The sequence below is a fragment of the Burkholderia sp. COPS genome, assembly GCF_019425585.1.
Lineage (GTDB): Bacteria > Pseudomonadota > Gammaproteobacteria > Burkholderiales > Burkholderiaceae > Burkholderia > Burkholderia cepacia.
This window is the reverse complement of record NZ_WIXR01000016.1, coordinates 307,823-329,718: the sequence shown is the minus strand read 5'-3', so window position 1 is coordinate 329,718 and position 21,896 is coordinate 307,823. Positions and strand designations below refer to the sequence as shown.

Here is a 21,896-nt window from a genome sequence, read left to right as displayed (position 1 = left end):
CCGCCACCGCCCCTCTCCCCGCCGGGCTCGCCGCCAGCGCCTGTACGAGGAAGTCGCAGGGGTCGCCCTGCGGCAACACCGGCAGCGCCGGAAGCTTCACGGTCGCGGCGCGCGGCCCCGGGAACGGATGCCCGCCCGACTTCACCGCGAACTGCCCCGGTGTCTCGACGATGATGTCGCCGCCCTTCAGCGTGATCCGGTTCGGCCCCTGCTGCAGCACGATCGCATCCTGCGCGAGCACGTCGACGCGCTCGTCGGTCGACGTCACGCGCACGGTCTGGTGCGCGAGAATCTCCATCGTCGACGCGTGCGCCTCGACGCTCACCGGCCCTTCGCCCGCGATCGCCTTGAGCCCGCCCGCCACGCTGTACAGGCTTGCTGCATCGCCCGTCGCCGCGGCCACGGTCGCACCGGCGCCCACGTGCGCATCACCTTGCGACGTCACATGAACATGCTGTGCCGCATACGACACCGCGCTGTCCGGCGTCGTCACCACGATGTTCTCCGGCGACTCCATCAGCACCGCGGGTGTCGCGAATCGCTCGACGGGATCGCCGCCGTCGCGCTGCGTGCCGCTCGGCTTGGTCGCGCTCTGGCCGCCCACGCTCCCCGCATACTTGCCGTCCTGCGCGGGATCGATCGCCTTCAGGAAATCCGTCAGTGCCGCGTTCGCGCTCAGGCCGACTGCCATCGCGCCGGTGGCCGCCCGGTCGAGTTCCTGCGCGGTTTTCTCGGCGTCCTTCAACTGCTCCACGCGTTCGGCGACGTCCATCTGCGTCGACGCACCGAACCGACGCGCGGTACTCGATACCAGCACGCCCGCGCCGGCCCGCACGACGCCCCAGCCCTGCGTCGCCAGTTCGAAACCCTCGCCGCGATAGGCGCCGCGCATCGTGCCCTGCTGGTCGATCAGATAACCCTGCGCGAGGCGCGTGCCGGCAGTCGAATTGTTCAGCTCGTGGCGCAGTTGCCCGGCCGCATCGTCCATCACCCAGCGGCTGCCCGGTTGCCCGTCGAGCGTTTGCGTCTGCAGGCCCGTCAGCGATCCTGAATGATTCGCGTCGCTGCCTTCGCCGGCCGAGAACGGCGGTCGCACGCGGCCGCCGTACACCTGGCCGAGGACGACGGGCGCGTCGATGTTGCCGGACTCGAAGCCGACCACCACCTCCGCCCCCACGCGCGGCGCGAACGCATGGCCGAAATTCGGCCCGGCGGCCTGTTCGGCGACGCGGACCAGGATGCCCGACCGATGGTCGCCCGGCGCATGGCCGGCCGGATTGGAGCGGCTCGCCGTATCGGTCAGCCCGCCAGGCAGCGGCGCGACACCGCGCATCCACGGAAACTGGATGCGGACCTGGTGATCGCGCGTGCTGCTGACGCGGCCGCCCGGCTCGCCGACCACGATCGCGGTCTGCACGCCATGCACCGTCGGCCGGTCGCGATGCGGCGGCACGATCGGCGTGCCTTCCGGCACCGCGACGAAGCGGTTGCGATACAGGCCCTTCTCGAGCTCGCCGCGTCCGAACAGCTGCCCGATCTGCGCGCCGAGATTGTTGACGGCCTCATGCTCGATCGACAGCGGCACGAACCGCACGGGGCCGCTCAGATAATCGTTCAGCGTATGCACCCTGCCGACCTCGAGCGTGCGCGACGATCCGCCGCCACGGTAAACCCGTTTGGCGAGCTGCAGCGCGTCGAGACGCTGCTCGGCGTAACGCTGCGCGTCGCCGCTCGTGTCGAAGCGGCCGGCACGCTGGCCGTCGTAGACCTCCCGCACCGGCAGCAGCGGCGCGTCGGCATCGGCCGGCTGCTGCGCCTGGCCGGCCAGCGCAACGAGCTCGCTGGCTTTCCAGCTCGTCGTCACCACGCGATCGGGCACGAGCTGACGCCGATCGGAGAATTGCGTCATCACGCCGTCCGGATCGCCGACGTCCTGCGCATTGAATGCGATCGCGCTGCCGTCGGGCAGCCGTGCGTGGCGGTCGAACACGACGACCGTATGATCGCCCGAAGGCGCGTTCCCCGTGTCCTGCCCGTGCTCGATGCGAAACGACAACCCGGCTTCCGACAGCTGCCGCAACACGAAATCGAGATCGGTTTCCCGGTACTGGCCGCGCAGGCGGAACGCACGCAGCGGCTCGACTCGCTCGTAGCGCCGATGCGCTTCCGGGTAATCGCCGAACACCTGCTCGCAGATGCCCTCGACGTCGAGATCGACGAAATACAGGCAATTGCGGCGCAGCTGCAGCAGCGCGAGCCACGATTCCATCGTGAGCCGGTAGCGCGTGAACTCGCCGTCGCTCTCCGCATACGCGGCATGCGTGACGTAGCCGTTCCAGCAGCGCTCGCCCGCCGCCGTCGCAAGGCGCAGCCGCACGGCGCTGCCGATCAGCGGCGCCAGATCGAGAAACGGCTCGCTCGACAGCACGTCGATCTCGAACTGGAACGATTCGCTGATCCCTTCACGACCGTGAAAGCGCTCGACCACGAATGCCCCCGGCATCGCGGTATCGATCTGGATATGGCGGGTCGCTTGCCCGTACCCCGTTAATGCGGCAACAAGATCCATGTCGTTTCTCGGCAATCGCGCGCGAATGCGTTTCGCGTCGTCTGGTTCGTATCGAATCGGTTCTGCGGTGCAACGGCGAGCGGCCGCCGCACGCGGGAGACAGTACGCCGCATCATTGCGGGAAGATCCCGTTCATGTTGACCTTGTACTGCAGCATCTTGCGCTGCGCCTCCATTTCTTCCTGCACGCTCGGTACGTGGGGCGCATCCCAGCGCACGCCGTTCACGTAGACGGTGCGCCAGCGCAGGTAACCCCAGACGAACGAAAACTCGCGCCCCGAATCCTGCAACGCGAGACCGCCCGTGACATTGGGATCGGTCAGCACGGCGCTGTCGGTCGGCGCATTCGCGTCCTTGGCCGCGCGTGCCTTCTGCGCGGCCTGCTGCGCGGCGTCGTAGCGCTTCAGGATATCGGCCTGCCGTGCGCTCAGCGGCGAACGCGGTTCGGGCTCCTGCACCGCGCTGACCCCGGGCCCGAGCCCGAGCGCACTCGCGCCCATCACCTGCATGATCTGCGACGGCCCCGGCTGGCCAAGCTGCCGACGCTTCCGCCACGCCGCGTGCTCGCGCTCGTATTCCGCCTGACGGGTTTTCAGCGCCTTGATCTGGTTGTAGTTCCAGACGTCGTCGTCGTCGCCAAGCGGCTTGAACCACGCGCGCGAGTCGTGCATGAAGTTGTCGTACAGCGCGCTGATCGGCGCCTCCGGCGGCCCCATGTTCCAGTCGCCCCGCACCTCGAGCCACTGTTGCCACTTCTCGTCGAGCTGCAACTGGAAAAAATCCTCGGCGCGCTTCGCACTCGCGCGTACCACCGGACCGACGAGCGGAAGCGCGGACTGCAGGCCCTGGACGATCGGCAGCACGGCCGGGGAAATGACGGCTGCCGCCTTCGGGTTCTGCGTGAGCTTCTTGCTGACCGCGTTGCCCGCGTAGCGTCCCACGGTCGGGCCGCCCTGCTTCTCGCACTCGAGCAGGTCGTGCCATTCGAGCCGCAGTTCCTCGTTCGCGCTGTCGAGATCGACGGCATCCTGCGGATACGCGGCCTTGGCGGCGAGGAACGATGGTTGCGTACGCAAGTTGTCGAGGCGCATCTTGCGCCAGCGCAGGTACAGCCCGTAGTGCGCGCGCATCAGCCCCGGCGTGCCGTGCTCCCTGGCGTAGTAGTAGTCCGCGCTCGTTCTCACGTAGGCGGAAAACGCGCGCTTGAGCGCGGGCGAGATCGCGAACGCCGCAGCCGCTTCGGCGGCGACACCGGGCCCGTTGATGTCGAGCGGAACACCGGCCTTGCGCGCTTCGCGATACATGTCGAGCAGCGGTATCTGCGACAGCTTGTCCGCATCGCTCGTGCCACGCCCTTGCTCGCCCGGTCCATAACCGCCGCCGACGTCCGAATGGACGCCCGGATAGACGATCTCCTCGCGCCCGTCGATCGACGCATCGATCAGGTCGAGCGGGAACGATCCGCGCGGCTCGTGTGCTGCGACCATGTGGACGCAGCGGCGGACGGAATACGGCACCCTCATCAGTTCCTTGCGTCCCCAGCCGCCGTGCCCGTCGAACAACGTCGCGGCCGTGCTTTGCGCGATGCCGACCGACGCGACCGTATCGAACAGGCCGAGAAAGTCGTACGACACCGGCACGCCGCACAGGCTGAAATCGGCGTCGAGTGCATCGTTCAGCCAATTCGAGAACGTGCGCGCTTCAGCCGCGCCGCGCGAAAAGCCGAACACATACAGGCGGATGCGCTGCAGTTTCGGCTTGCCCTTGACCAGCAGATCGCCGACGCGCTCCTTCAACTGCGCGCAACGGGCCCGCAACGCGGCGCGCCGCTTGTCGTCCCATGCGCGCATGGTCGCGGTCCAGTTCGCCGTATCGACTTCGCCCTTGAGCTGTGCCCAGATCGTGTCGCGATCCCAGGTGAGTTCGATCCCGTTCTGCTCGGCCGCCATCAGCTTGAGCGCGCCGGCGCTCGAACTGCCTCGCGCGTTGATGTCGCCGAGACTGCCCGGCTTCGGCGGGGTGCCGCCGAGATCGATGCCCTTGAAATTCAGGTCGACGCTGACGGCCTTCGCGAGCGCCTTGTCGCTCTTGCCGAGCGCCGCGGACAGCGAATTGCCGAACGCGTGCGCATGCACGACGTTGTGGATCTGCAGCAGCGCCCAGTTGATGCGCCCCTCGCCGGCCCACCCCGTCGCGGCGCCCGCCGCGGCCTGCAGCCCGACACCCTGGTCGCCGACCTCGTCGACGAAGGGCGTGCCGACGCCCGCCACGTAGATGGCGCTGTGATACTTGTCGCGGGGAAACACGTCGAACAGGCGTGCGACGTTGCTGTGCTTGCCGCCGGCGCGATCGCGATCGGCGTTGTTGCGCGTGCCGTCGAAGAAGATGCCGACGTGCAGCGTCTTGCAGCAGCTCATCCCGTCGTCGTCGTGCAGGCGGCGCATGATCGCGTCCTGCTCCTCCGGGGTGACGACCGCAACGTCGGGCCGGTCAGCGCTCGCGAAGCGGAAACTCATCGCGTGATCCTCTTGTCGGGATTCGGGCACTGCGGATCGCCGTTGCGCAACGTGAAGTGTCCCGGACACGCTTCGGCGGGCGCCTGAAGATTTTCGGGAAAACCGCGGTAGCCGGGCATCCACTGCGACGCATAGACCTTGATTCGATCGTGCGGAAAGAACAGGACCCACAGGAAGCCGTCCGAGAACGCGTCGTAGCGCTCGACCGGCACGACGCGGCTCGCGAGCGCCTTCGGATCCTTCCTGTACAAGTTGTCGTCCCGCCACTGCAGGTTGACGGTCAACCCCGGATGCCATTGCTTCGGTAACGCGACGCAGCAGATGATCGCGCCGCCGCCGCTGCCGACGCGAGCCGGAACCGCCCCGCCCCAGGTGCCGTCGACGTAGAACGCGCCGATCGGAACGTCGGTGTAGTTGAGGGCATTCAGCTTCAAGCCCATCGTGTCGGGCTCGGCCGGCGCGCTCGCCCCCCCCGCCACATCCGACGCCGCAAACGACACATCGGTGGCACGCGAGCATCCTGCCGTCCCCAGCAGGATGGCCATGAACATCAGCAGCCGAGCGGCAAACGTCGTGGAACCGGCATTCAGACTCATTTCTTGATCCTCTTGTCCGACGCCGTCCGGCGCGGATCGCTATCAACAGTGTGCTCCGTCGCATGCCGCGCAGACACGTCCGTGTCGCCGTTCGCATGCGCGCGAACCCGCATTGTTCTATGCGGACGACGCGGCAGGCGCCCGCTCCGTCGCCAGATACCCGGCCGCCGCGAGCGCATCGAGCGCGACCCGCGACGCTGCCGCAGGCGGCCCGTCGTGCCGCGCCCACGCCGCGCTCACGCACGCATGGGCTTGCGACGGCGTTGCGAGCAGCCGGCCGAAACTCTCCGGACGCTGGCGGACATGAAAAAGCAGCGTGTCGATCTTCGCGGCTTGCCGCAGTCGTTCGACCTGGTCCCCGTCGAGCACGTAGGGCTCGCCGCTGCGCCCGGCACCCGCTTCGCCGGCCACCGCTTCGCGTGCGGTGTCGACATCGAGCGCCACGAGCGCCCCGGTGCGATCGAACACATGCCACGCGTCGATGCCGTCCGTGAAGCGGCGACGCTGCGCGGGCGTGAGCGCCTCGAGCCAGGCCGGCAGGCAACGCGTATCGGCGAAACGCACCAGGAACGCTTCGCCGTCGGCCGCCGCGCTTGCCTCCATCTGCCCGCGCAGATGCGCGGCAAGCGCGCCCGTATCGCGCGTACCGCGCAACAGGCTCACCATCGGACGTCCGGACGTCTCGCGCAGCACGGTCCCGAGCATCGCCGCGCGCGCTGCCGCGTCGACAGGCAACGGCGCGAGGCACGGCGAAATCGCCGCCAGGTCGTCGCCGTCGTACACGCCTTCGTACAGCACGACGACGGCATCGTTGCGGTCGACCGCGGGCATCCGGTCACGCAGCGCCGGTGCGAAACCCATGTCGAGCAGCAGATGCCAGCGGCCGCCGGCCGGCGCGTGCTCGAACAGCGCGTTCAGCCGATCCGGCGTGTCGTCGGGATAGCGGTCGATCCAGTCGGTCGGTTCGGTCTTCATGCTCAGATTGCCTTGCCCGCAAGCGCGCTGCCCGACTGCATCGCGTGCAGCAGGCATTCGACGCACACCTTCTCGGGAAACTGCGGCAACGGCGTACTCATTTGATCAGGGCCCACGAAAGCATGCTGCGCGGCATACACGACGAATTTGCCCGGGCAGCCGAACGTGACGTCGCCGCCTTCGATCGTCACATGCGCGCCGCCGCTCACCGCGAGATGCACCGTCTTCTTCGCGGCGATCTCGACATCCGCGCTCGCGGACGCGACCTTCAGGCCGTCGCGCGCACGCAGGCCCAGCACGTCGCGCTGCGCCTGCAGCGTCAGCCCGTCCCTGCCGGAGATCAGGCTCATGCCGACGCCGTCCGCATGGCTCGCGCCGCCCAGCCAGCCGATGCCCTGCCCGCTGTGAATGCGCAGCTGCTGCGCGGCGGCGAGATTGAAGTCGGCACCGCTACCGAGCGACAACGTTTCGCCGGCCGCCCATTGCAGCGCCTGCCCGGCGATCAACCCCTGTCCGCCCCGTGCCTCGATCCCGAGCACCGCGTCGCCCGTATGCGGCAATGCGTTGCCCGTCGATCGCTGCGCGGCATCGGCCGATGCCTGTGCATAGCCGTTCGCGCCGACCGTCGTTGCGAAGCTCTGCGCGAGCGCGTCGAGCGGCGCGGCCTTGCCGTTCAGCGACGACTGGCCCGCCTGCTCCACGCCGCGCTGCGCGGCGAACGGCAGCGTCCCGTGCGTATCGGCAGTCTTGTCGAACCGGCCGACCAGCGCGGCGTGCCGCGCGAGCAGCGCCTGCAGCGCCGAGGCGTCGCCCGCCGGCTGTGCGGCGCCGGAGGGCGCATAACTCGACACCAGCAAGCCGCGCGTCGCACGCATCGCACCGTACGCGTCCGAGCGCAATTCGACGCCCTGGCCGCGAAAACTGCCGAGATAGTTGTCGGACTGATGACGCAGATGGCCGAGGTTCAGTTGTGTCGCCGCATGCGTGGTCGCCATCTGCAGGCGCCCCATGCCGTCGGAATCGTCCGCGACCAGTTGGTTGTGGCCTTGCCCGTCGAACCCCTGGCTCTTGAAGCCCGACAGCGCGCCGGCGTGATTGTGGCGATCCGCGCCGCCGCCGGCGCCGTGCCACGCGGGGCTCAGCCCGTTCGCGAGATTGCCCTGCGCGCTCGGCGCATGGTCGCCCGCCTGCGTGTAGATCGATGCGTCGAGCGGTTTCCCGGCCGCGCCGCCCGGCGAAGGCGACTCACCGCCTTCGCCGCGGCCGTTGAACAGGCCGCCGAGCACGATCGGCCGGTGAATCAGCCCGTGGTGAAACTGCACGAGAACTTCATGGCCGATGCGCGGCACCTGCTGAAGCCCGTGCCCGTCGCTCGCGAGCCGTTGAATCGCGCGCGTCGGATAGGTACCCGTATCGTCTTCCGCCTGCCAGTGGAACCGGATGCGCAAGCGCCCCTGCGCGTCGGCATGCACCGGCCCCGTCGAACCGGGCTGCGCGCTGCCGGTCGGACCGACGACGATCGCCGTCTGCGCGCCCAGCGCCGTCGCAACCGGATTGAGCCGCTGCCCGGTCCCGTCCGCCAGCGTGGGCCGCCAGACTTGCGTACGCGGCACCGCCTCGAACCGGTTCGCGTAACCGCCGGCCTGCGCTTGCCGGAGCACGCGCGGATCGACCTTAGCCGCCGGCAGCGGCCCGAGTTGCCGCTCGATGGCTTCCATGACGGTCGGCGGGAGATTGTTGATCCCGACGTGCTCGACGTGCGTCAGCAGAAAATCCTCGGGCGCCGCGGCACCGCGCACGGCTTGCCAGCCGGCATCGCCGAGCTTCAGCGCACGCCCGGCGCGCGCCGTGCGCAGCGTGCCGTAGCCGGTCCAGAAACATGCGCGCGACACGATCGCGTCGGCCTGGCGCCGGGCCGTGTCTTCCGCGTCGCGCAGGGTATCGAACGCTTCCGGCCCGACGTCGTCGTAGAGCTCGCGCGGGCCGTTCGGCCGGCCGAGATCCGTGCTCGCGGTGGTCGCGCGGTTCGCGCGGTAGTCGCTGCTGATCAGCGTGACACGATCGGCCGTCAGCGACAGCGACTGCCCGATCCCGAGGATCACGTCGTCGGCGTCGCTCGCTGTCCCGCTCGAGCGGCGCGGCACCCCGCCGCGTCGCGCCGACGTCTCGTCCTCGGCCAGTTGCGCGCTGTCGTCGAAGACCAGCATCGCATGCCCGGCGGGCGCGTCCTCGTCCTCGACGAAGCAGAACCCGAGGCCGGCCTCGGCCAGCAGATGCTGCACGAATTCATAGTGCGTATGAGTGCGGTACTGCACGCGATACGCAACCGGCGCCAGCGCGTCGAGACGCCGGCCCGCATCCGGCGTGAGGCGCCACCGCGCGATCCCGGCGTACGGCGCGAACACCGTGTCGAGCACGTCGGCGAGCGTCTGATTCACGAAGGTTCGTTCGTCACGCGCATGCGTGAGCGCCGCGAGCCACGGCACGATCTGGAGATGGTAGCGAGCGAGGCCGGCGTCGTAACCGATGCACTCGGCCTCGGCGACGAGTCCGCTTCGCAGCGTCGTCGTACCGTTCGCGAGCGTAGTGCGGATCGCGACACGCTGCCCGAGCATCGCGTCGAGATCCAGCGCGGGATCCGTCGACAGCGCATCGACGTTCCATTGAAAGAGATCGGAGAGCGATTCACGACCGGTCCAGCGCTCGATTTGAAATGCAGCAAGCGCGCCGGATCCGTCCAGCGAATACAGGCGATTGAATGCGCCGAATAGAGACGCAAATTCCTTGATGACGCTCATGCGATTCCCGCTCTCTCAGGATTTCGACGTTTTTAAGTGCATAGGCTGCGACGAACTCGGGACGATGCACGATTGCCGGCACCGCAATCGCCACGCCGAACCGGCAGGAAACACACGGAATTCCCCTGCAGCACTGCCCGCTACGGGCGCCTGCCCCGCCATCAGGCGGAGCGCAGCCAACTGGCCGGCTGAATGGATGCACCCTTTTTTTGAAGCTTGCTATTTTAAATTACACAGTCAGACTCCGCTACAGGAAAACACCTGACAAAAAAACGCGAAACCTTGACGCGCGGGCTTCACACGCGATAATGGCTGCTTTCAGTTCGACAGCTACCTGACTATCCAGCCGAATCAGGCAATTATTTCCGAAAGGTAATAAATACCTGATTCAGTCGAAATGGATTCGAAAAGCATCGCCGATGACATCCGGGATCGGGAAATCCGGATGCATCGACGACGATCCAGCAAGGAGGCCTATCCGGATGACCCAACCCTTCATCGTCCTTGGTGACAAGCACAGCCATGGCGGCACCGTGACCAGTGCATCGACGCTGTCGTCGGTCGGCGGTCGCGGCATCGCTCGCCGCAACGACACGGTGACGTGTCCGGTACACGGCCCGAATCACATCGTCGACGGCGACGACACGATGATCGTGCAAGGCGAAGGCGTCGCACGCGACGGCTACAAGACGGCCTGCGGCGCCGTGCTGGTCGCAAGCAGAACGGCAGGCAGTGACGGCGGCTGACACACGCGTCGGCAAGTCACGGGGGAATGGAAGGAAATGATCACGGGGTTGCGCAAAACGGCATTCGTCGCCGCGCTATTCGTTGCGGTGTGGGTCGCCGTGTTCGTCTGGTGGAAGACGACCCGACATGCACCGACCACCGGAGACCTCCTGCTGTGCGGGCTCGTGCTGCCGGCGGCGCTCGCCGTTTGCGTGGCATGGTTGCGCCGGGGGCTCGGCCAGCGCCCGGCACCCGCGGCGGCCGCACCGGCGACGTCGTCCGCGTCGAAGGACGCGACGGCCACGCAGGATGCCGAGTCGCACACGTGGTCGGCCCTTGTGCTCGACAGCAGCGTCCGGCTGCCGACGGGTGCGACGACCGCGGAAATCGATGCGGCGGCACGGGAAGAGCACCCCGTCGCGCTTCATCCCGAACTGCAACGCCCGGACGGAACCGGTGTATTCGCCAGCACGGTCGATTCGGTGTCGCCCGACCGGTTCGATGCGAGCCTCCTCGCGCCGGGCGCGCAGGAAACACTTCAGGACGAGCACTGGCGCGGGCTGCTGCTGGCCGCCGATGCACTCGACGAATTGCGCGAGCGGCATGCCGTGCTGTCCGGCGCGAACGCGCCGCCGCTCAGGCTCCATCTGCTGATGCCGGACCGCTGGCAACCGGTCGCCGCCACGCTCGCCGCATGGCTCGATGCGCACACGGCACGCGAAGCCGTCGCGCCGGGCATCGTTCGCGCGCAACTGCGCACGGTCGCCGATCCCGTACAAGCGTGGGCGGTCATCGACGAACTGATCCAGGCGTTGCACCTGCAACCGTCCGCCGATCTGCACGTCGTGCTCGCATTCGACTCCACCGCAAGCCAGGACGCCGTCGACGCGCTGGATCGCGCGGGCCGGCTCTACGGCCGGGATCGGCCGGACGGCGTAACGCCCGGCGAAGGCGCATGCGCGCTGTTGCTCGCTCATCCCGACGCCCCGCATGCGACGCCCGTGCCGTCGCTCCATCGCATCGCTTCCGCGCGCCGCGCGGGTTCCGCCGATCACGGCAAGGCTGATTCGACGACGCTCGGGCAACTGCTCACTGCGGCGAGTACACGCTTGTCGATGCTGCACCCCGACCTGACGGCACCCGGATTCGTCACCGACGCCGATCAGCGCGGCAGTCGTCGCACCGAAGTCGTGACGGTCGGCGAACAGACCTGGGGCGCCGAGGCCGCCGAACGCAGCCGCCACCTCGGGCTCGCCAACGGCGCAAGCGGCGCGGCGCTCGCGCTGGCGGCGCTTGCGGTCGCCGCCGATCGCGCGACGGAGGAGCGCCAAGCGGTATTCGCGGCATCGGTCAGCGATCCGCTCGCACGCGGCGTGATGCTCGTCACCCCCGCGACGACGGCCGACACTGCCGCTTTCGCGCGGCAATCCGGGACGGCCACCGCATAACCGGACACAGCGGCCGAATCCCTCACCCGCGCCGCACCCAGATCACCTTGCCGTCGCGAATGCCGAGGTCGCGTCGCTCCTGGCGATAGTCCATCGTGCCCGGCAGCGATTTGCCGTCGCGCTCGAGCACGCGCCACAGGCAGCCGTCGAGCAGCGCGGCCGCATCGGCCTCGGTTTTTCCGACCAGCGCGTCGTCCGGCGCGGCGTCCGCCTTGCACGCGCTCGCGGCACCCGACGGCGCGGGGTTCATCACCGCGCCGCCGGCGGTGGCGTTGGGGTGCTTCGTGTTCATGTCCGCACATCCTGCAAAGGTTGCGCTCGCAACGAGTGCAACGAGTATCGCGATCGTGTTCTTCATCGGTTTCTCCCTGTCGCGCCCCGGTGTGACGTGTACGGCCTTCGTGCACGGCCCGGCGCCGCATGAATGATCGGTGCCGCGCGCCGCCGACCGTTCCCCGACGAAGGCCGGCCGGCGAATGCCGGCGGTGACGCGATACGGTTCGGCCGTATCGGCGAACCGGGTCGCAAGTCCGGCACGGCGCCGGACCCGCCTGCATGTTACCGCACGCGATTCGCCGCGACGGCTGCAACACCGGCGCCGGCACCGACGCCCGCGCGTGCGGCATGCGCGCGCCCGCAACTCACTCAGAACTTGTAGGTCACGCCCGCGATGCCGTAATAGTTGCTGCGCGACTGGACGATCGGACTGTCACCGTAGCGACCGAGCAAGCGCGTCACGCCACCCGTCGCGAGCACCGACCAGTGCCGCGACAGCGTCCAGTTCCACGCGATCGCCATCGACGCACTGTCGATCCCGCCGCTCGTCGAATACGGCCGGAACCGGCTCGTCATCGACTGTGCGTCGGTCACGCCGTAGAACGTCTGCGTGTAGCGCCCCGAGCCCGCGTGCACGGTTCCCGTCACGATGATCTCGTGCTGCGAGGTCTTGAACACGGGCACCGCGAGATCCATGTGCCCCGACACGCCGCGCGACGTGTGCGTCACCGGTGTGTCGATCGTGACGCTCAGCTCCGCCGCGTTGAAGAGCGTCACGCCCGCGCGTACGCCCACGAGCACCGAGCCCGGAATCCGGCCCATGCCCTTCAGGTAGTCGGAGCCCGGCAGGTCGAAGCGGTTCTCGTCCGCACGACCCGCGTCGTAACTCACGGCCGCCGACACGAACACGCCGTGCGGCAGGTCGAGCCGGTAGCCGGCACCCTCGGTGCTGTCGATGAAGAAGCCGTTACCGAACTTCGCGGAAAGCCCCGGCGCAACGACACCGCGATACTGGTTGCTGCCCGGATAGCGCGGTGCGAAACCACCGCCGAGCGACAGCGAATACTGGTTTTCCGCGTGGGCGGCGGCGGCGAGGGTCAGGCCGGCGAGCGGCATGCAATAGCGGTAGCGGCGAAGTATTGGGCGCACAATATTGAGATAGAAGTGACGGAGCCCGCAGTCTAGGTGCCGCCCCGCGCCGAGACTGTCCTGAATCTTCGGAAAATCTGTGCTCAATTGTGTTCGATTGTTCGAGATTGTCGCCCCGCTCCCCCGGCCTTCGGCGCGCCGGATAGAATTCGCGTGCCGCGCCACGCACCGGCTTGCCGGGGCGTGAGTTGACGCGTGCGTCAAGAGGAGACCATGAACGAAGATCCACTCAAATACCGCGTACTGCTGATCGAAGACGACGACCGCCTGGCGCAGCTCGTCCGCGAATACCTCGACGGCTATGAATTCGCGGTGACGGTCGTGCGGCGCGGCGACCTCGCCGTCGCGGCGGTGCGCGAGCACCAGCCGGCCCTCGTGATACTCGACCTGATGCTGCCGAACCTCGACGGCATGGAAGTCTGCCGGCGCATCCGCGCGTTCACCAACGTCCCCGTGCTGATCCTGACCGCGCGCCTGGACGTCTACGACCAGGTCGCGGGCCTCGAGACGGGCGCCGACGACTACGTGACGAAGCCGATCGAGCCGCGCGTGCTGGTCGCGCGCGCCCGCGCGCTGCTGCGCCGTGCGCAGCCGGCCGCTGCCGACACGCCCGTGGCCGCCCCCGAAGCGCTCGTGTTCGGCGAGCTGGCGATCTCGCCGCCGAACCGCACCGTGACCTGGCGCGGCGAGCCGGTCGACCTCAAGACTGCCGAATTCAACCTGCTGCTGATCCTCGCGCGCGCGGCCGGCACCGTGCTGAGCCGCGACGACATCCTGAAGCAGCTGCGCGGGATCGAGTTCGACGGACTCGACCGCTCGGTCGATTCCGGCATCTCGAAGCTGCGCCGCCGCTTCGAGGATGCGTCGTCGGAGCCGCACAAGATCAAGACGATCTGGGGCCGCGGCTACCTGTTCAGCCCTTCCGCGTGGGACGAATAAATGCTGCGTCCGTTGATCAGGCTGTACCTCGTCGTGATCCTGTTCGTCGCCGCGTCGATCATCTTCGTCCAGCTGTCGTTCGACCGGATCTTCTACGATCGCACCGCGCAGGCGGAGCGGGAGTCGTTGACGACCTACGCGTTCGTGCTCAACGATTACCTCGAACGCCACCCGGGCGAGCAGCGCAAGTTCGCGCTGCGCGAGCTCGCGAAACACGGCAACGAAAGGTTCGACTTCATGCCGATGGCCACCGCCCGCGCGCAATTGAGCGGCGAGCCGCTGCGCGATCTCGATGCCGGCCGAATCTCGATCAGCTACGACCGCAAGGATTACTACATGCCGCTCGCGGATGGTTCGGTACTGCATGCGCGGCCGATCGAAGCATTCAGCCTCGACATCAAGATCTATGCATACATGCTGCTCGCGCTCAGCGCACTGCTCGCGGTGGTGCTGTGGGTTCACTATCACTGGCGCGACCTGCGCAAGCTGCAGGACGCCGCACGCGCATTCGGCTCCGGCACGCTGTCGACGCGCGTGAAGCTGTCGGGCAAGTCGAACATCGACGAACTGTCGCAACAGTTCAACGACATGGCCGAGCGCATCGAGGCGTCGATCAAGCAGCAGCGCGAAATGATGCACGGCATCTCGCACGAACTGAAGACGCCGCTCGCGCGGCTCGAGTTCGGCCTCGCGCTGCTCGCCGAGCCGGATGAAACGGGCCGGATGCGCGAACGCCGCGACGCGCTGCGCCGCGACGTGCGCGAACTCGACGAGCTCGTCACCGAGCTGCTGACGATCGGCCGGCTCGAACAGGGCGCGAGCCAGCTCGCGCCGATGGAAGTCGTCGTCGACGCGTTGATCGACAGCGTCGCCGGCAACGTCTCGAACGATGTCGCCGATCGCGGCATCTCGCTCGACGTATCGACGCTCGGTGCCCCCGCGACCCACGTGTGCGACCCGAAGCTGGTTGCCCGCGCGTTGCTGAACCTGATCCGCAACGGCGCACGCTATGCCTCGCGCACCGTGCTGCTCGCCGCTGCACGCGACGCGTCCGGCGCGCTCGTGCTGAGCGTCGACGACGACGGCCCCGGCATTCCGGCCGCCGAACGCGCCCGCGTATTCGAACCGTTCCAGCGGCTCGACTCCAGCCGCGACCGGCAGACCGGCGGCTTCGGGCTCGGGCTCGCGATCGTGAGACGCGTTGCGCTGGTGCACGGCGGCGACGTGCGGCTCGAGGATTCACCGCTCGGCGGCGCACGCTTCGTGATCACACTGCCCGTGCGGACGCTGCCGGACAACCTGTTCGACGTGCCGGATACCGTCGCGCAGGGCGACGCATCCGGCCGCGGCACGAGCATGGCCGTCCCGCGGCAATGACGCGCGCCGCAGGCGCCCTCGCCTGAGCGCCCGCCGCCGGTGCACACGCGTCGCTCAGCGGCGCCGCAACAGCGCGACGAAGAACAGGCTGCCGAACATCGCGGTCACGATCCCGATCGGCAGATCCTCCGGCGCCGCGAGCGTGCGGGCCGCCACATCGGCCCACACGAGCAGGATCGCGCCGGTCAGCGCGGCAACCGGCAGCAGCCTGCCGTGTTCGGCACCGACGACACGGCGGCACAGATGCGGCGTCACGAGCCCGACGAAGCCGATCGCCCCGCTCACCGCCACCATCGCACCGGTCGCGAACGACGCGACGACGAACACCTCGCGCCGCATCCGCGCGCTCGGCACCCCGAGCGCGGCCGCGGCCACGTCGCCCGACATCAGCGCATTCAGTTCGCGCCGGCGCGCGTACAGCGCGCCGCCGGCAAGCGTCGCGCACACGGCCGGCACCGGCAGCAGATCCCAGCGCGCGAGCCCGACGCCGCCGAGCATCCAGAACAGCACCGACGACGCGGCGCGCTGATCGCCGAGATACAGCAGCAGGTTGCCGAACGCGGCCATCATGAACGACACCGATACGCCCGCGAGCAGCAGCCGGTCGGATTCGAGCCGGCCGCGCCGGTAAGCGAGCGCGATGACGCAGGCCGTCGCCGCGAGCGCGCCGGCGAAGGCGGCAGCCGACAGCGTGAACGGGCCGAATGCCGCACCAGCCAGCACGGTGACCGCGACGGCGCCGAGCATCGCGCCCGCGCTCACGCCGAGCAGGTGCGGATCGGCCAGGCGGTTCGCGGTCGCCGCCTGCAACGCGACGCCCACCGCTGCCAGCGTCGCGCCGACGATCGCGGCGAGCAGCGCGCGCGGCATCCGGATCAGCCAGACGATGCTGTCGTCGCCCGCCGCCGCCGCGAACGCGCCGGCCTCGCCGAACGCCGGCACGATGTGCGCGGCGACGATCCGCACCGCGGCCGGCATCGCGATCGGCGCCGGGCCGAACGCGGCCGATACGACGATCGACACGACCAGCAGCAGCGCGAGCGCCGGCAGCACCGTGCGCATGCCGGGCCGCGACGCACGCACGTGCCCGCTCATCGCGCCGGCCCCGCGAACGCGGCCGGATACAGCGCGCGCGCCAGCGTCTCGACGGCCGCGACGTTCTCGGGGCCCGGTGTCGCCGCATCGTAGGGAATCACGATGAAGCGCCGGTCGCGAATGGCGGCCACGCGCGCGAGCGACGGCTGGCTCAGCAGGAACTGCTGCTTCTGCGCGGCCGTCACGGCCGAATAATCGACGATCACGATCACCTGCGGATCGCGCGCCACCACGCTTTCCCAGCTCACCTGCGTCCAACTGCGCGGCAGGTCGGCCATCACGTTGCGCGCCCCGGCCGCCGTCAGCAGCGCGGTCGGCATCGCGAGCGCGCCGGCCGTCATCGGCTTGTCGGTGCCGCTGTCGTAGACGAACACGCGCAGCGGCGCCGGACGCCCGATCGCGCGCGACACCGCCGCGAGACGCGCGCGCATCGCGGCCACGACCTGCGCGGCGCGCGCGTCGACACCGAAGATCCGGCCGAGATTGCTCAGGTCGCGGAACACGTCGTCGAACGACGCGGCCGTCTGCTTCATCACGTGCGAGCACGATTCGGTCAGCTCGTACGTCCGGATGCCGAACGGCGCGAGGGTCGCCGGCGTCACCGCACCGCCGACATGCATCCCGTAGTTCCAGCCCGCCAGATAGAAGTCGGCACGCGCGGCCGCCAGCACCTCGAGCGACGGATACTGGCTCGCGAGTTCGGGCACACCGCGCAGCGCGTCGCGCACGCGCGCCGTGCCCGTCTTCCAGCCGCCGATGCCGGTGTAGCCGACGAGCCGGTCCTTCAGGCCGAGCACGAGCATCATCTCGGTCAGGTTCACGTCGTTGCTCACCGCGCGCGTCGGCGCGCGGTCGAACGTCACGTCGCGATCGCAACTGCGCACGGTGACGGGATAGGCACCCGCATGCGCGGCCGCGCAGCCGAGCAGGGTCGCGGCAACCAGCCGGCGGAATGCGGACGACGACACAGAATGCAACGCGGAGTGCAGGACGGGAAACGGCATGGCGGTCATTCCGGATGAAGCGGCGTGATGCGCGGCCGGCTCGTGACCGGATGGCGATCGACGAGCGCGACGACGCCGAACACGTCGCGCAGCAGCGCTTCGGTCAGCACGTCGGCCGGCGCGCCCGATGCGACGACCCTGCCGTGCGCGAGCACGTGGAGCCGGTCGCAATACGCGGCCGCGAGATTGAGATCGTGAATCGTGGCGAGCGTCGCGATGCCGAGGCGCCGCACGCGCGCGAGCAGTTCGAGCTGATGGCGCAGGTCGAGATGGTTGGTCGGTTCGTCGAGCAGCAGCAGTTCGGGCTGCTGCGCGAGCGCACGAGCCAGCAGCGCGCGCTGCTTCTCGCCGCCCGACAGCGACGCGAAGCGTTGCGCGCGGCGCTCGACGAGGCCGACGTCGTGCAGTGCGGATTCGACGATCCGGCGATCGTCCGCCGTCTCCGCGTCGAACGGCCGCTTGTGCGGCGTGCGCCCCATGCCGACCAGTTCATCGACCGTCAGCCCGAAATCGTCGGGCGTCTCCTGCTGCAGCACCGCGATGCGCTGCGCGACCGCACGCGGCCGCATGCGCCACACGTCCTGCGCGTCGAGCGCGACACGGCCCGCATCGGGCCGTGCGTAACGGAACACGCAGCGCAGCAGGCTCGTCTTGCCGCTGCCGTTCGGGCCGACCAGCCCGACGAACTCGCCGTCGGCCACGCTCAGCGTCACCGAATCGAGCACGGCGATCGCGCCGCCGGGAGACCAGCTCACGCGTTCGATGTCGAGCATGTGCGCCACGGGAGGCTTGCCGCGCCGCACTAGAAGCGCATCGTCGCGACGAGCTCCGCCGAGCGCGACGGGCCGAGCAGCCATTGCTCGCCGCCGTTCGACGTCGTCACCGCGTACGTGCGGTTCGCGAGATTGCGCAGGTACAGCGCAAGCCCGGTGCGCGCCGTCGGCTGCCAGCGCAGCGACGCATCGAACACCGTGTACGACGGCACCTGTATGCGGTTCGCGTCGTCGCCGTACGTCGCGCCGACGTAACGCATGCCCGCATTCGCCTGCCAGCGCTCGGCAAACGCCCAGCCGAGCCACAGGTTCGCCGTCTGCTGCGGCACGTTGGCCGGCGCATTGCCGGCGCGCGACACCGTCGCGCTGCCGACCTTCTGGCTGAACTCGTCATAACGCGCGCGCAGCAGCGCGACGTTCGCGTCGACCGTCCAGCCGTGAGGCAGCCGCGCGCCGCCCGTCAGCTCGATGCCGCGCGACGATTGCCGGCCGACCTGCTGGCGCAGCGCGGGATTGAACGGATCGGTGCTGAGCAGGTTGCGCTTCGTGATGTCGTACACGGCGAAGGTCCAGTAGGCGCGGCCGTCGAGCAGCGTCTGCTTGACGCCGGCCTCCCACTGTTCGCCGGTGGCGAGCCGGTAGTTCGCCTGCGACGCGGACAGCGTCAACAGCGAGCCGAGCCCTTCCGCGCCCGTCGTGTACTGCGCATACGCGCTGAGCGTCGGCGCGACTTCGAACACGAAGCCCGTGCGCCAGCCGACGTTCGCGAAGCGCTTGTCGAAGCCGGCGCCGGTCGCCGCCTGCTCGCGGCTGAACGCGATGTGGTCGTAGCGCAGGCCGCTCACCCACGCGAGCCGCGGCAGCACGTCGAGCCGGTTCTCGGCGAACACCACCGCCTGCCGTGCCCGCGTGCTGAACTGCGGCACCGTCGGGTCGGGGCTCGTGAACACGCCGGGATCGAAGCCGTGCGCGGGCACCGTCGATTCGCCGCCGTACGGTGAATTGTTGGTACCACTGAACGTGACCTGGCTGAATTCCGTGCCGACGACGAATCGGTTCGCGCGGCCGAACAGCGTGCCGTCGAAGCGTGCGCTCAGCCGATCGCCGATCTGCCGCTGGTGATGGCCGATGTCGAGATAGTCACTGCGCGTGACGAGACCCGTCGCGGTGTCGAGCGCATACGATTCGGCATTGCGCCAGTGACGGTTCGACGTCAGGTAGTAGAGCTGGTTGTCGATCGTCACGCCGGCCGTCGGCCGGTAGCGGGCCGACAGGCGCGTCCACTGGTCGTAGTAGGCAATCGTCGCATCGCCGACGTTGTAGTTGAGCTTGCGCAGCGACGGATCGAGCACGCCGCTCGGTGCCGGCACGCCATGGTAGGTCGCCGGCATCTGGCGGCCGTAGTCGAAGTCGAGCGTCAACGTGAGCTTCGGGCTCACGTCGAATTTCAGCGCGCCGCCGACGGCCGTCGTATGCGTATCGGCCCGCTCGGCGAGGCCGTTCGCGCGTGCATCGCTCGCGTAGAAGCGATATGACAGCCGCGGGCCGACCGCGCCCGTCGTATCGAACGCAAAGCGCTTCGCGCCGTCGGCACCGACGCCGGCCTGAAGCGTCGTCTCGCGCGTGCGCTGCGGCCGCTTCGGCACCACGTTGACGACGCCTCCGATCGCTCCTTCGCCATACAGCACCGACGCCGGGCCGCGCAGCACCTCGATGCGCTCGACCGACCACGTGTCGAACGGAAAGGTGATCGTGCCGGCCGCCGGCATCAGCCGCACGCCGTCGAGCAGCGTCATCACGGATTCCTGCCCGCTGAAACCGCGCACGCTCAAGGCGGTGCCGCCGGTACCGGGCGCCATCGCGCTCGCGAACCCCGCGGTGCGCGTCACCGCGTCGAGCACCGTGCGATCGCCGCGCGCCTCGATCGTGCCGGCCGTGACCGACTCGACGCTTGCCGGCGTATCGAGACTTGCCAGCCCGAGCCGCGAGCCCGTTTCGAGAGGTTGCGTCAGCGGGTCTGCCGGTGCGGATCGCGCGCTGACGTTGATCGCCGGCAGCGCATGGCGGTCGTCGCGTGCCGGTGCGGCCGCTTCCGCGGCAAGCGCGGCGGACGTCGCCATCGCACACCCCACCCAGGTTGCGCAACCATACGCGGCACGCGAGCGCCATCCCCCGTCGTACCGGCGCGAGCCGGCGTGCAGCCGCGCGTCGCGCGCCCGCCTGTGTTTCGTCTTCGTCACTTCGTATCGGTCTTCGTGTGGTTTCGTCGCACGTGGCTTGCCCGACAGCCTCGGACGGCCGTCGATCCAAACGTCGGATGATACGTTATATCAATTTATTCCGTCAGGGTTTTGTCAGGATTCGTGGGTCAGTACGCCCGGCTCGCGGCTGGGACCCGCGACGGGTCGCAGCGGCAGCATCCCTGGATAATTCGGCCGGTACTCCGGCTCACGTGTCGACGACACGACCGCGTCGGCCGCCGGGAAGGCAGTTGCCCGAGGCATGCCGGTTTCGACGCCGCGATGCAAACGCAATCGCAACAGCGCGCCGGCCCTCGTCGACCGGCCACTCGTGCCCATGACGCGCGCCGCGACCGGCCGGCGCAACGTCGCCGCCTAGATCGGAAAACTGAACTGCACCCACAGCTTGTCGCCCTGCGGCCGGTTGCGCACCGCGAACTCGTGCTGGTATTTCACGACCACGCCCGACGCCGGCCCCCACATGTAACGCAGCTGCGGGCCGAGCGCGACCGACTGCCCGCGAAAACCGTTCGACGCGACCTTGATGCCGTCCTGCGTATCGTCGGTGAACTGCTTCAGGAACGTGCCCTGCACGCCGACCTGCACGCGCCGGTCGATCGAATAGCCGACCAGGTAATCGAGCACGGCCACCGCACCCGAGTGGTACCGCGTCGCATGGTTCGGCGAATTCAGCTCCAGCAGCGTGGTCGTCGAGATCTCCCAGTCGCGGCCCGGAAACCAGGTCGTGCTGACGTACGGCAGGAACGCATACGTGTTCAACCCCGTGTTCGCGATCCGGTTCGCCGCATACGCGCCGCTCGGCACCGCGAACGACGGCGAGAAGAACGCGAAGAAGGTCTTCGATGCGTTTGCGTAGTTGATCATGAACGGCTCGAGGATCACGTCACCGAGCGACGTGCGGTTTCCCGTACCACCCGGCGTCGACAGGTGCAGGTGCACGATCGGCACGATTGCGCTGCTCGACAGCGAGAACGGCCCGAACGTCGCGCCCCAGGTGTGGACCACGCGCGGCGTTTCCGCGACGACGCTCAGGTGGAACCCCGGCACCGCGCCGCCGTCCGGCCCGGCAAACCGGTTCGATACCGAGTACAGCGCGTAGTTGAAGTACTGCGTGTTGCCGGGCGGCGGAAGCAGCCCGTTCAGCACGGTGTTGACGCCGAACGGATAGCTGATCTGCCCGTTCTCCGTGGCCGACGCCGGAACCTGCATGGCGCCGGCGATCAGGAATGCCAAGGGTACCCGTCGCAAGGTGAATTTCATGTCGTCTCCAGACCGGATTGTTATCGTGTCATCGCGGGCCGGGCATCGCAGGCCCGGGGAGACGCAATGTAAAGCGCACGACAGCGGCGAAAAAGACGACGTTCAGGAGAACAGTTCTTCGTTACACGGAGAAAT

At 68.7% G+C, this 21,896-nt stretch carries 16 protein-coding genes; 4 read left to right on the top strand and 12 right to left on the bottom strand.

Annotated features, from left to right (window positions below; translation table 11 throughout):
- The 5 genes from FOZ70_RS16510 to FOZ70_RS16490 all read right to left on the bottom strand — a co-directional run.
- The coding region (locus FOZ70_RS16510) for a type VI secretion system Vgr family protein (RefSeq protein WP_258025637.1) at positions 1-2,569 on the bottom strand (2,569 nt) is incomplete at its 3' end.
- 112 nt (positions 2,570-2,681) lie between these two features.
- On the bottom strand, positions 2,682-5,084 hold the full coding sequence (locus FOZ70_RS16505) for a DUF2235 domain-containing protein (RefSeq protein ID WP_124842399.1): 2,403 nt from the start codon (positions 5,082-5,084) through the stop codon (positions 2,682-2,684).
- Positions 5,081-5,680 carry a DUF3304 domain-containing protein gene (locus tag FOZ70_RS16500; protein ID WP_059554829.1) on the bottom strand — a complete coding sequence of 200 codons (600 nt, stop codon included), beginning with the start codon at positions 5,678-5,680 and terminating at the stop codon, positions 5,081-5,083. Before FOZ70_RS16500 ends, FOZ70_RS16505 begins: the two co-directional genes overlap by 4 nt.
- 117 nt (positions 5,681-5,797) lie before the next feature.
- Positions 5,798-6,655, bottom strand: a complete 858-nt coding sequence (locus FOZ70_RS16495) for a DUF4123 domain-containing protein (RefSeq protein ID WP_219706260.1) — start codon at positions 6,653-6,655, stop codon at positions 5,798-5,800.
- Between the two features lie 2 nt (positions 6,656-6,657).
- Positions 6,658-9,453: a type VI secretion system Vgr family protein gene (locus FOZ70_RS16490; RefSeq protein ID WP_219706259.1), complete on the bottom strand. Its 2,796-nt coding sequence runs from the start codon at positions 9,451-9,453 to the stop codon at positions 6,658-6,660.
- 482 nt (positions 9,454-9,935) lie between these two features.
- Between FOZ70_RS16490 and FOZ70_RS16485 the strand changes: the two genes are divergently transcribed.
- Both FOZ70_RS16485 and FOZ70_RS16480 read left to right on the top strand, forming a co-directional pair.
- A complete protein-coding gene (locus FOZ70_RS16485; RefSeq protein ID WP_219706258.1) occupies positions 9,936-10,199 on the top strand; it encodes a PAAR domain-containing protein in 264 nt (87 codons plus the stop codon).
- Between the two features lie 36 nt (positions 10,200-10,235).
- Positions 10,236-11,627 (top strand): hypothetical protein, encoded by a 1,392-nt coding sequence (locus FOZ70_RS16480; protein ID WP_219706257.1) that lies wholly within the window; start codon positions 10,236-10,238, stop codon positions 11,625-11,627.
- Positions 11,628-11,649: 22 nt separating this feature from the next.
- On the opposite strand, the gene FOZ70_RS16475 is transcribed toward FOZ70_RS16480, so the two are convergent.
- Complete coding sequence (locus FOZ70_RS16475) at positions 11,650-11,985, bottom strand: hypothetical protein (RefSeq protein ID WP_027787822.1); 336 nt, start codon at positions 11,983-11,985, stop codon at positions 11,650-11,652.
- Positions 11,986-12,272: 287 nt separating this feature from the next.
- Complete coding sequence (locus FOZ70_RS16470; protein ID WP_219706256.1) at positions 12,273-13,019, bottom strand: MipA/OmpV family protein; 747 nt, start codon at positions 13,017-13,019, stop codon at positions 12,273-12,275.
- Between the two features lie 246 nt (positions 13,020-13,265).
- On the opposite strand from FOZ70_RS16470, the gene FOZ70_RS16465 reads away from it, so the two are divergent.
- Both FOZ70_RS16465 and FOZ70_RS16460 read left to right on the top strand, forming a co-directional pair.
- On the top strand, positions 13,266-13,991 hold the full coding sequence (locus tag FOZ70_RS16465; RefSeq protein WP_021157221.1) for a response regulator: 726 nt from the start codon (positions 13,266-13,268) through the stop codon (positions 13,989-13,991).
- Positions 13,992-15,368 carry an ATP-binding protein gene (locus FOZ70_RS16460; RefSeq protein WP_048025887.1) on the top strand — a complete coding sequence of 459 codons (1,377 nt, stop codon included), beginning with the start codon at positions 13,992-13,994 and terminating at the stop codon, positions 15,366-15,368.
- 54 nt (positions 15,369-15,422) lie between these two features.
- Here the strand turns inward: FOZ70_RS16460 and FOZ70_RS16455 are convergent, their stop codons facing one another.
- The 5 genes from FOZ70_RS16455 to FOZ70_RS16435 all read right to left on the bottom strand — a co-directional run bounded on the left by FOZ70_RS16455 (position 15,423) and on the right by FOZ70_RS16435 (position 21,761).
- The gene (locus FOZ70_RS16455) at positions 15,423-16,463 is read right to left on the bottom strand and encodes an iron ABC transporter permease (protein WP_219706255.1); all 1,041 of its coding nucleotides are present in this window, start codon (positions 16,461-16,463) and stop codon (positions 15,423-15,425) included.
- Complete coding sequence (locus FOZ70_RS16450; protein WP_060051776.1) at positions 16,460-17,476, bottom strand: ABC transporter substrate-binding protein; 1,017 nt, start codon at positions 17,474-17,476, stop codon at positions 16,460-16,462. The genes FOZ70_RS16455 and FOZ70_RS16450 overlap by 4 nt, the downstream gene beginning before the upstream one ends.
- Positions 17,473-18,240, bottom strand: coding sequence for an ABC transporter ATP-binding protein (locus tag FOZ70_RS16445; protein ID WP_060173874.1), 768 nt, complete (start codon positions 18,238-18,240; stop codon positions 17,473-17,475). The genes FOZ70_RS16450 and FOZ70_RS16445 overlap by 4 nt, the downstream gene beginning before the upstream one ends.
- A 29-nt stretch (positions 18,241-18,269) precedes the next feature.
- Entirely contained in the window at positions 18,270-20,360 is a 2,091-nt protein-coding gene (locus FOZ70_RS16440; RefSeq protein WP_219706254.1) for a TonB-dependent receptor, read from the bottom strand.
- A gap of 495 nt (positions 20,361-20,855) precedes the next feature.
- The gene (locus FOZ70_RS16435; protein WP_219706253.1) at positions 20,856-21,761 is read right to left on the bottom strand and encodes a transporter; all 906 of its coding nucleotides are present in this window, start codon (positions 21,759-21,761) and stop codon (positions 20,856-20,858) included.
- Between the last annotated feature and the right edge of the window lie 135 nt (positions 21,762-21,896).

What these genes read in the sequence shown, in the direction of transcription:
- FOZ70_RS16505 (WP_124842399.1), bottom strand. Translation starts at nt 5,084, where the DNA reads ATGAGTTTCCGCTTCGCGAGCGCTGACCGGCCCGACGTTGCGGTCGTC.
- FOZ70_RS16500 (WP_059554829.1), bottom strand. Translation starts at nt 5,680, where the DNA reads ATGAGTCTGAATGCCGGTTCCACGACGTTTGCCGCTCGGCTGCTGATG.
- FOZ70_RS16495 (WP_219706260.1), bottom strand. Translation starts at nt 6,655, where the DNA reads ATGAAGACCGAACCGACCGACTGGATCGACCGCTATCCCGACGACACG.
- FOZ70_RS16490 (WP_219706259.1), bottom strand. Translation starts at nt 9,453, where the DNA reads ATGAGCGTCATCAAGGAATTTGCGTCTCTATTCGGCGCATTCAATCGC.
- FOZ70_RS16485 (WP_219706258.1), top strand. Translation starts at nt 9,936, where the DNA reads ATGACCCAACCCTTCATCGTCCTTGGTGACAAGCACAGCCATGGCGGC.
- FOZ70_RS16480 (WP_219706257.1), top strand. Translation starts at nt 10,236, where the DNA reads ATGATCACGGGGTTGCGCAAAACGGCATTCGTCGCCGCGCTATTCGTT.
- FOZ70_RS16475 (WP_027787822.1), bottom strand. Translation starts at nt 11,985, where the DNA reads ATGAAGAACACGATCGCGATACTCGTTGCACTCGTTGCGAGCGCAACC.
- FOZ70_RS16470 (WP_219706256.1), bottom strand. Translation starts at nt 13,019, where the DNA reads ATGCCGCTCGCCGGCCTGACCCTCGCCGCCGCCGCCCACGCGGAAAAC.
- FOZ70_RS16465 (WP_021157221.1), top strand. Translation starts at nt 13,266, where the DNA reads ATGAACGAAGATCCACTCAAATACCGCGTACTGCTGATCGAAGACGAC.
- FOZ70_RS16460 (WP_048025887.1), top strand. Translation starts at nt 13,992, where the DNA reads ATGCTGCGTCCGTTGATCAGGCTGTACCTCGTCGTGATCCTGTTCGTC.
- FOZ70_RS16455 (WP_219706255.1), bottom strand. Translation starts at nt 16,463, where the DNA reads ATGAGCGGGCACGTGCGTGCGTCGCGGCCCGGCATGCGCACGGTGCTG.
- FOZ70_RS16450 (WP_060051776.1), bottom strand. Translation starts at nt 17,476, where the DNA reads ATGACCGCCATGCCGTTTCCCGTCCTGCACTCCGCGTTGCATTCTGTG.
- FOZ70_RS16445 (WP_060173874.1), bottom strand. Translation starts at nt 18,240, where the DNA reads ATGCTCGACATCGAACGCGTGAGCTGGTCTCCCGGCGGCGCGATCGCC.
- FOZ70_RS16440 (WP_219706254.1), bottom strand. Translation starts at nt 20,360, where the DNA reads ATGGCGACGTCCGCCGCGCTTGCCGCGGAAGCGGCCGCACCGGCACGC.
- FOZ70_RS16435 (WP_219706253.1), bottom strand. Translation starts at nt 21,761, where the DNA reads ATGAAATTCACCTTGCGACGGGTACCCTTGGCATTCCTGATCGCCGGC.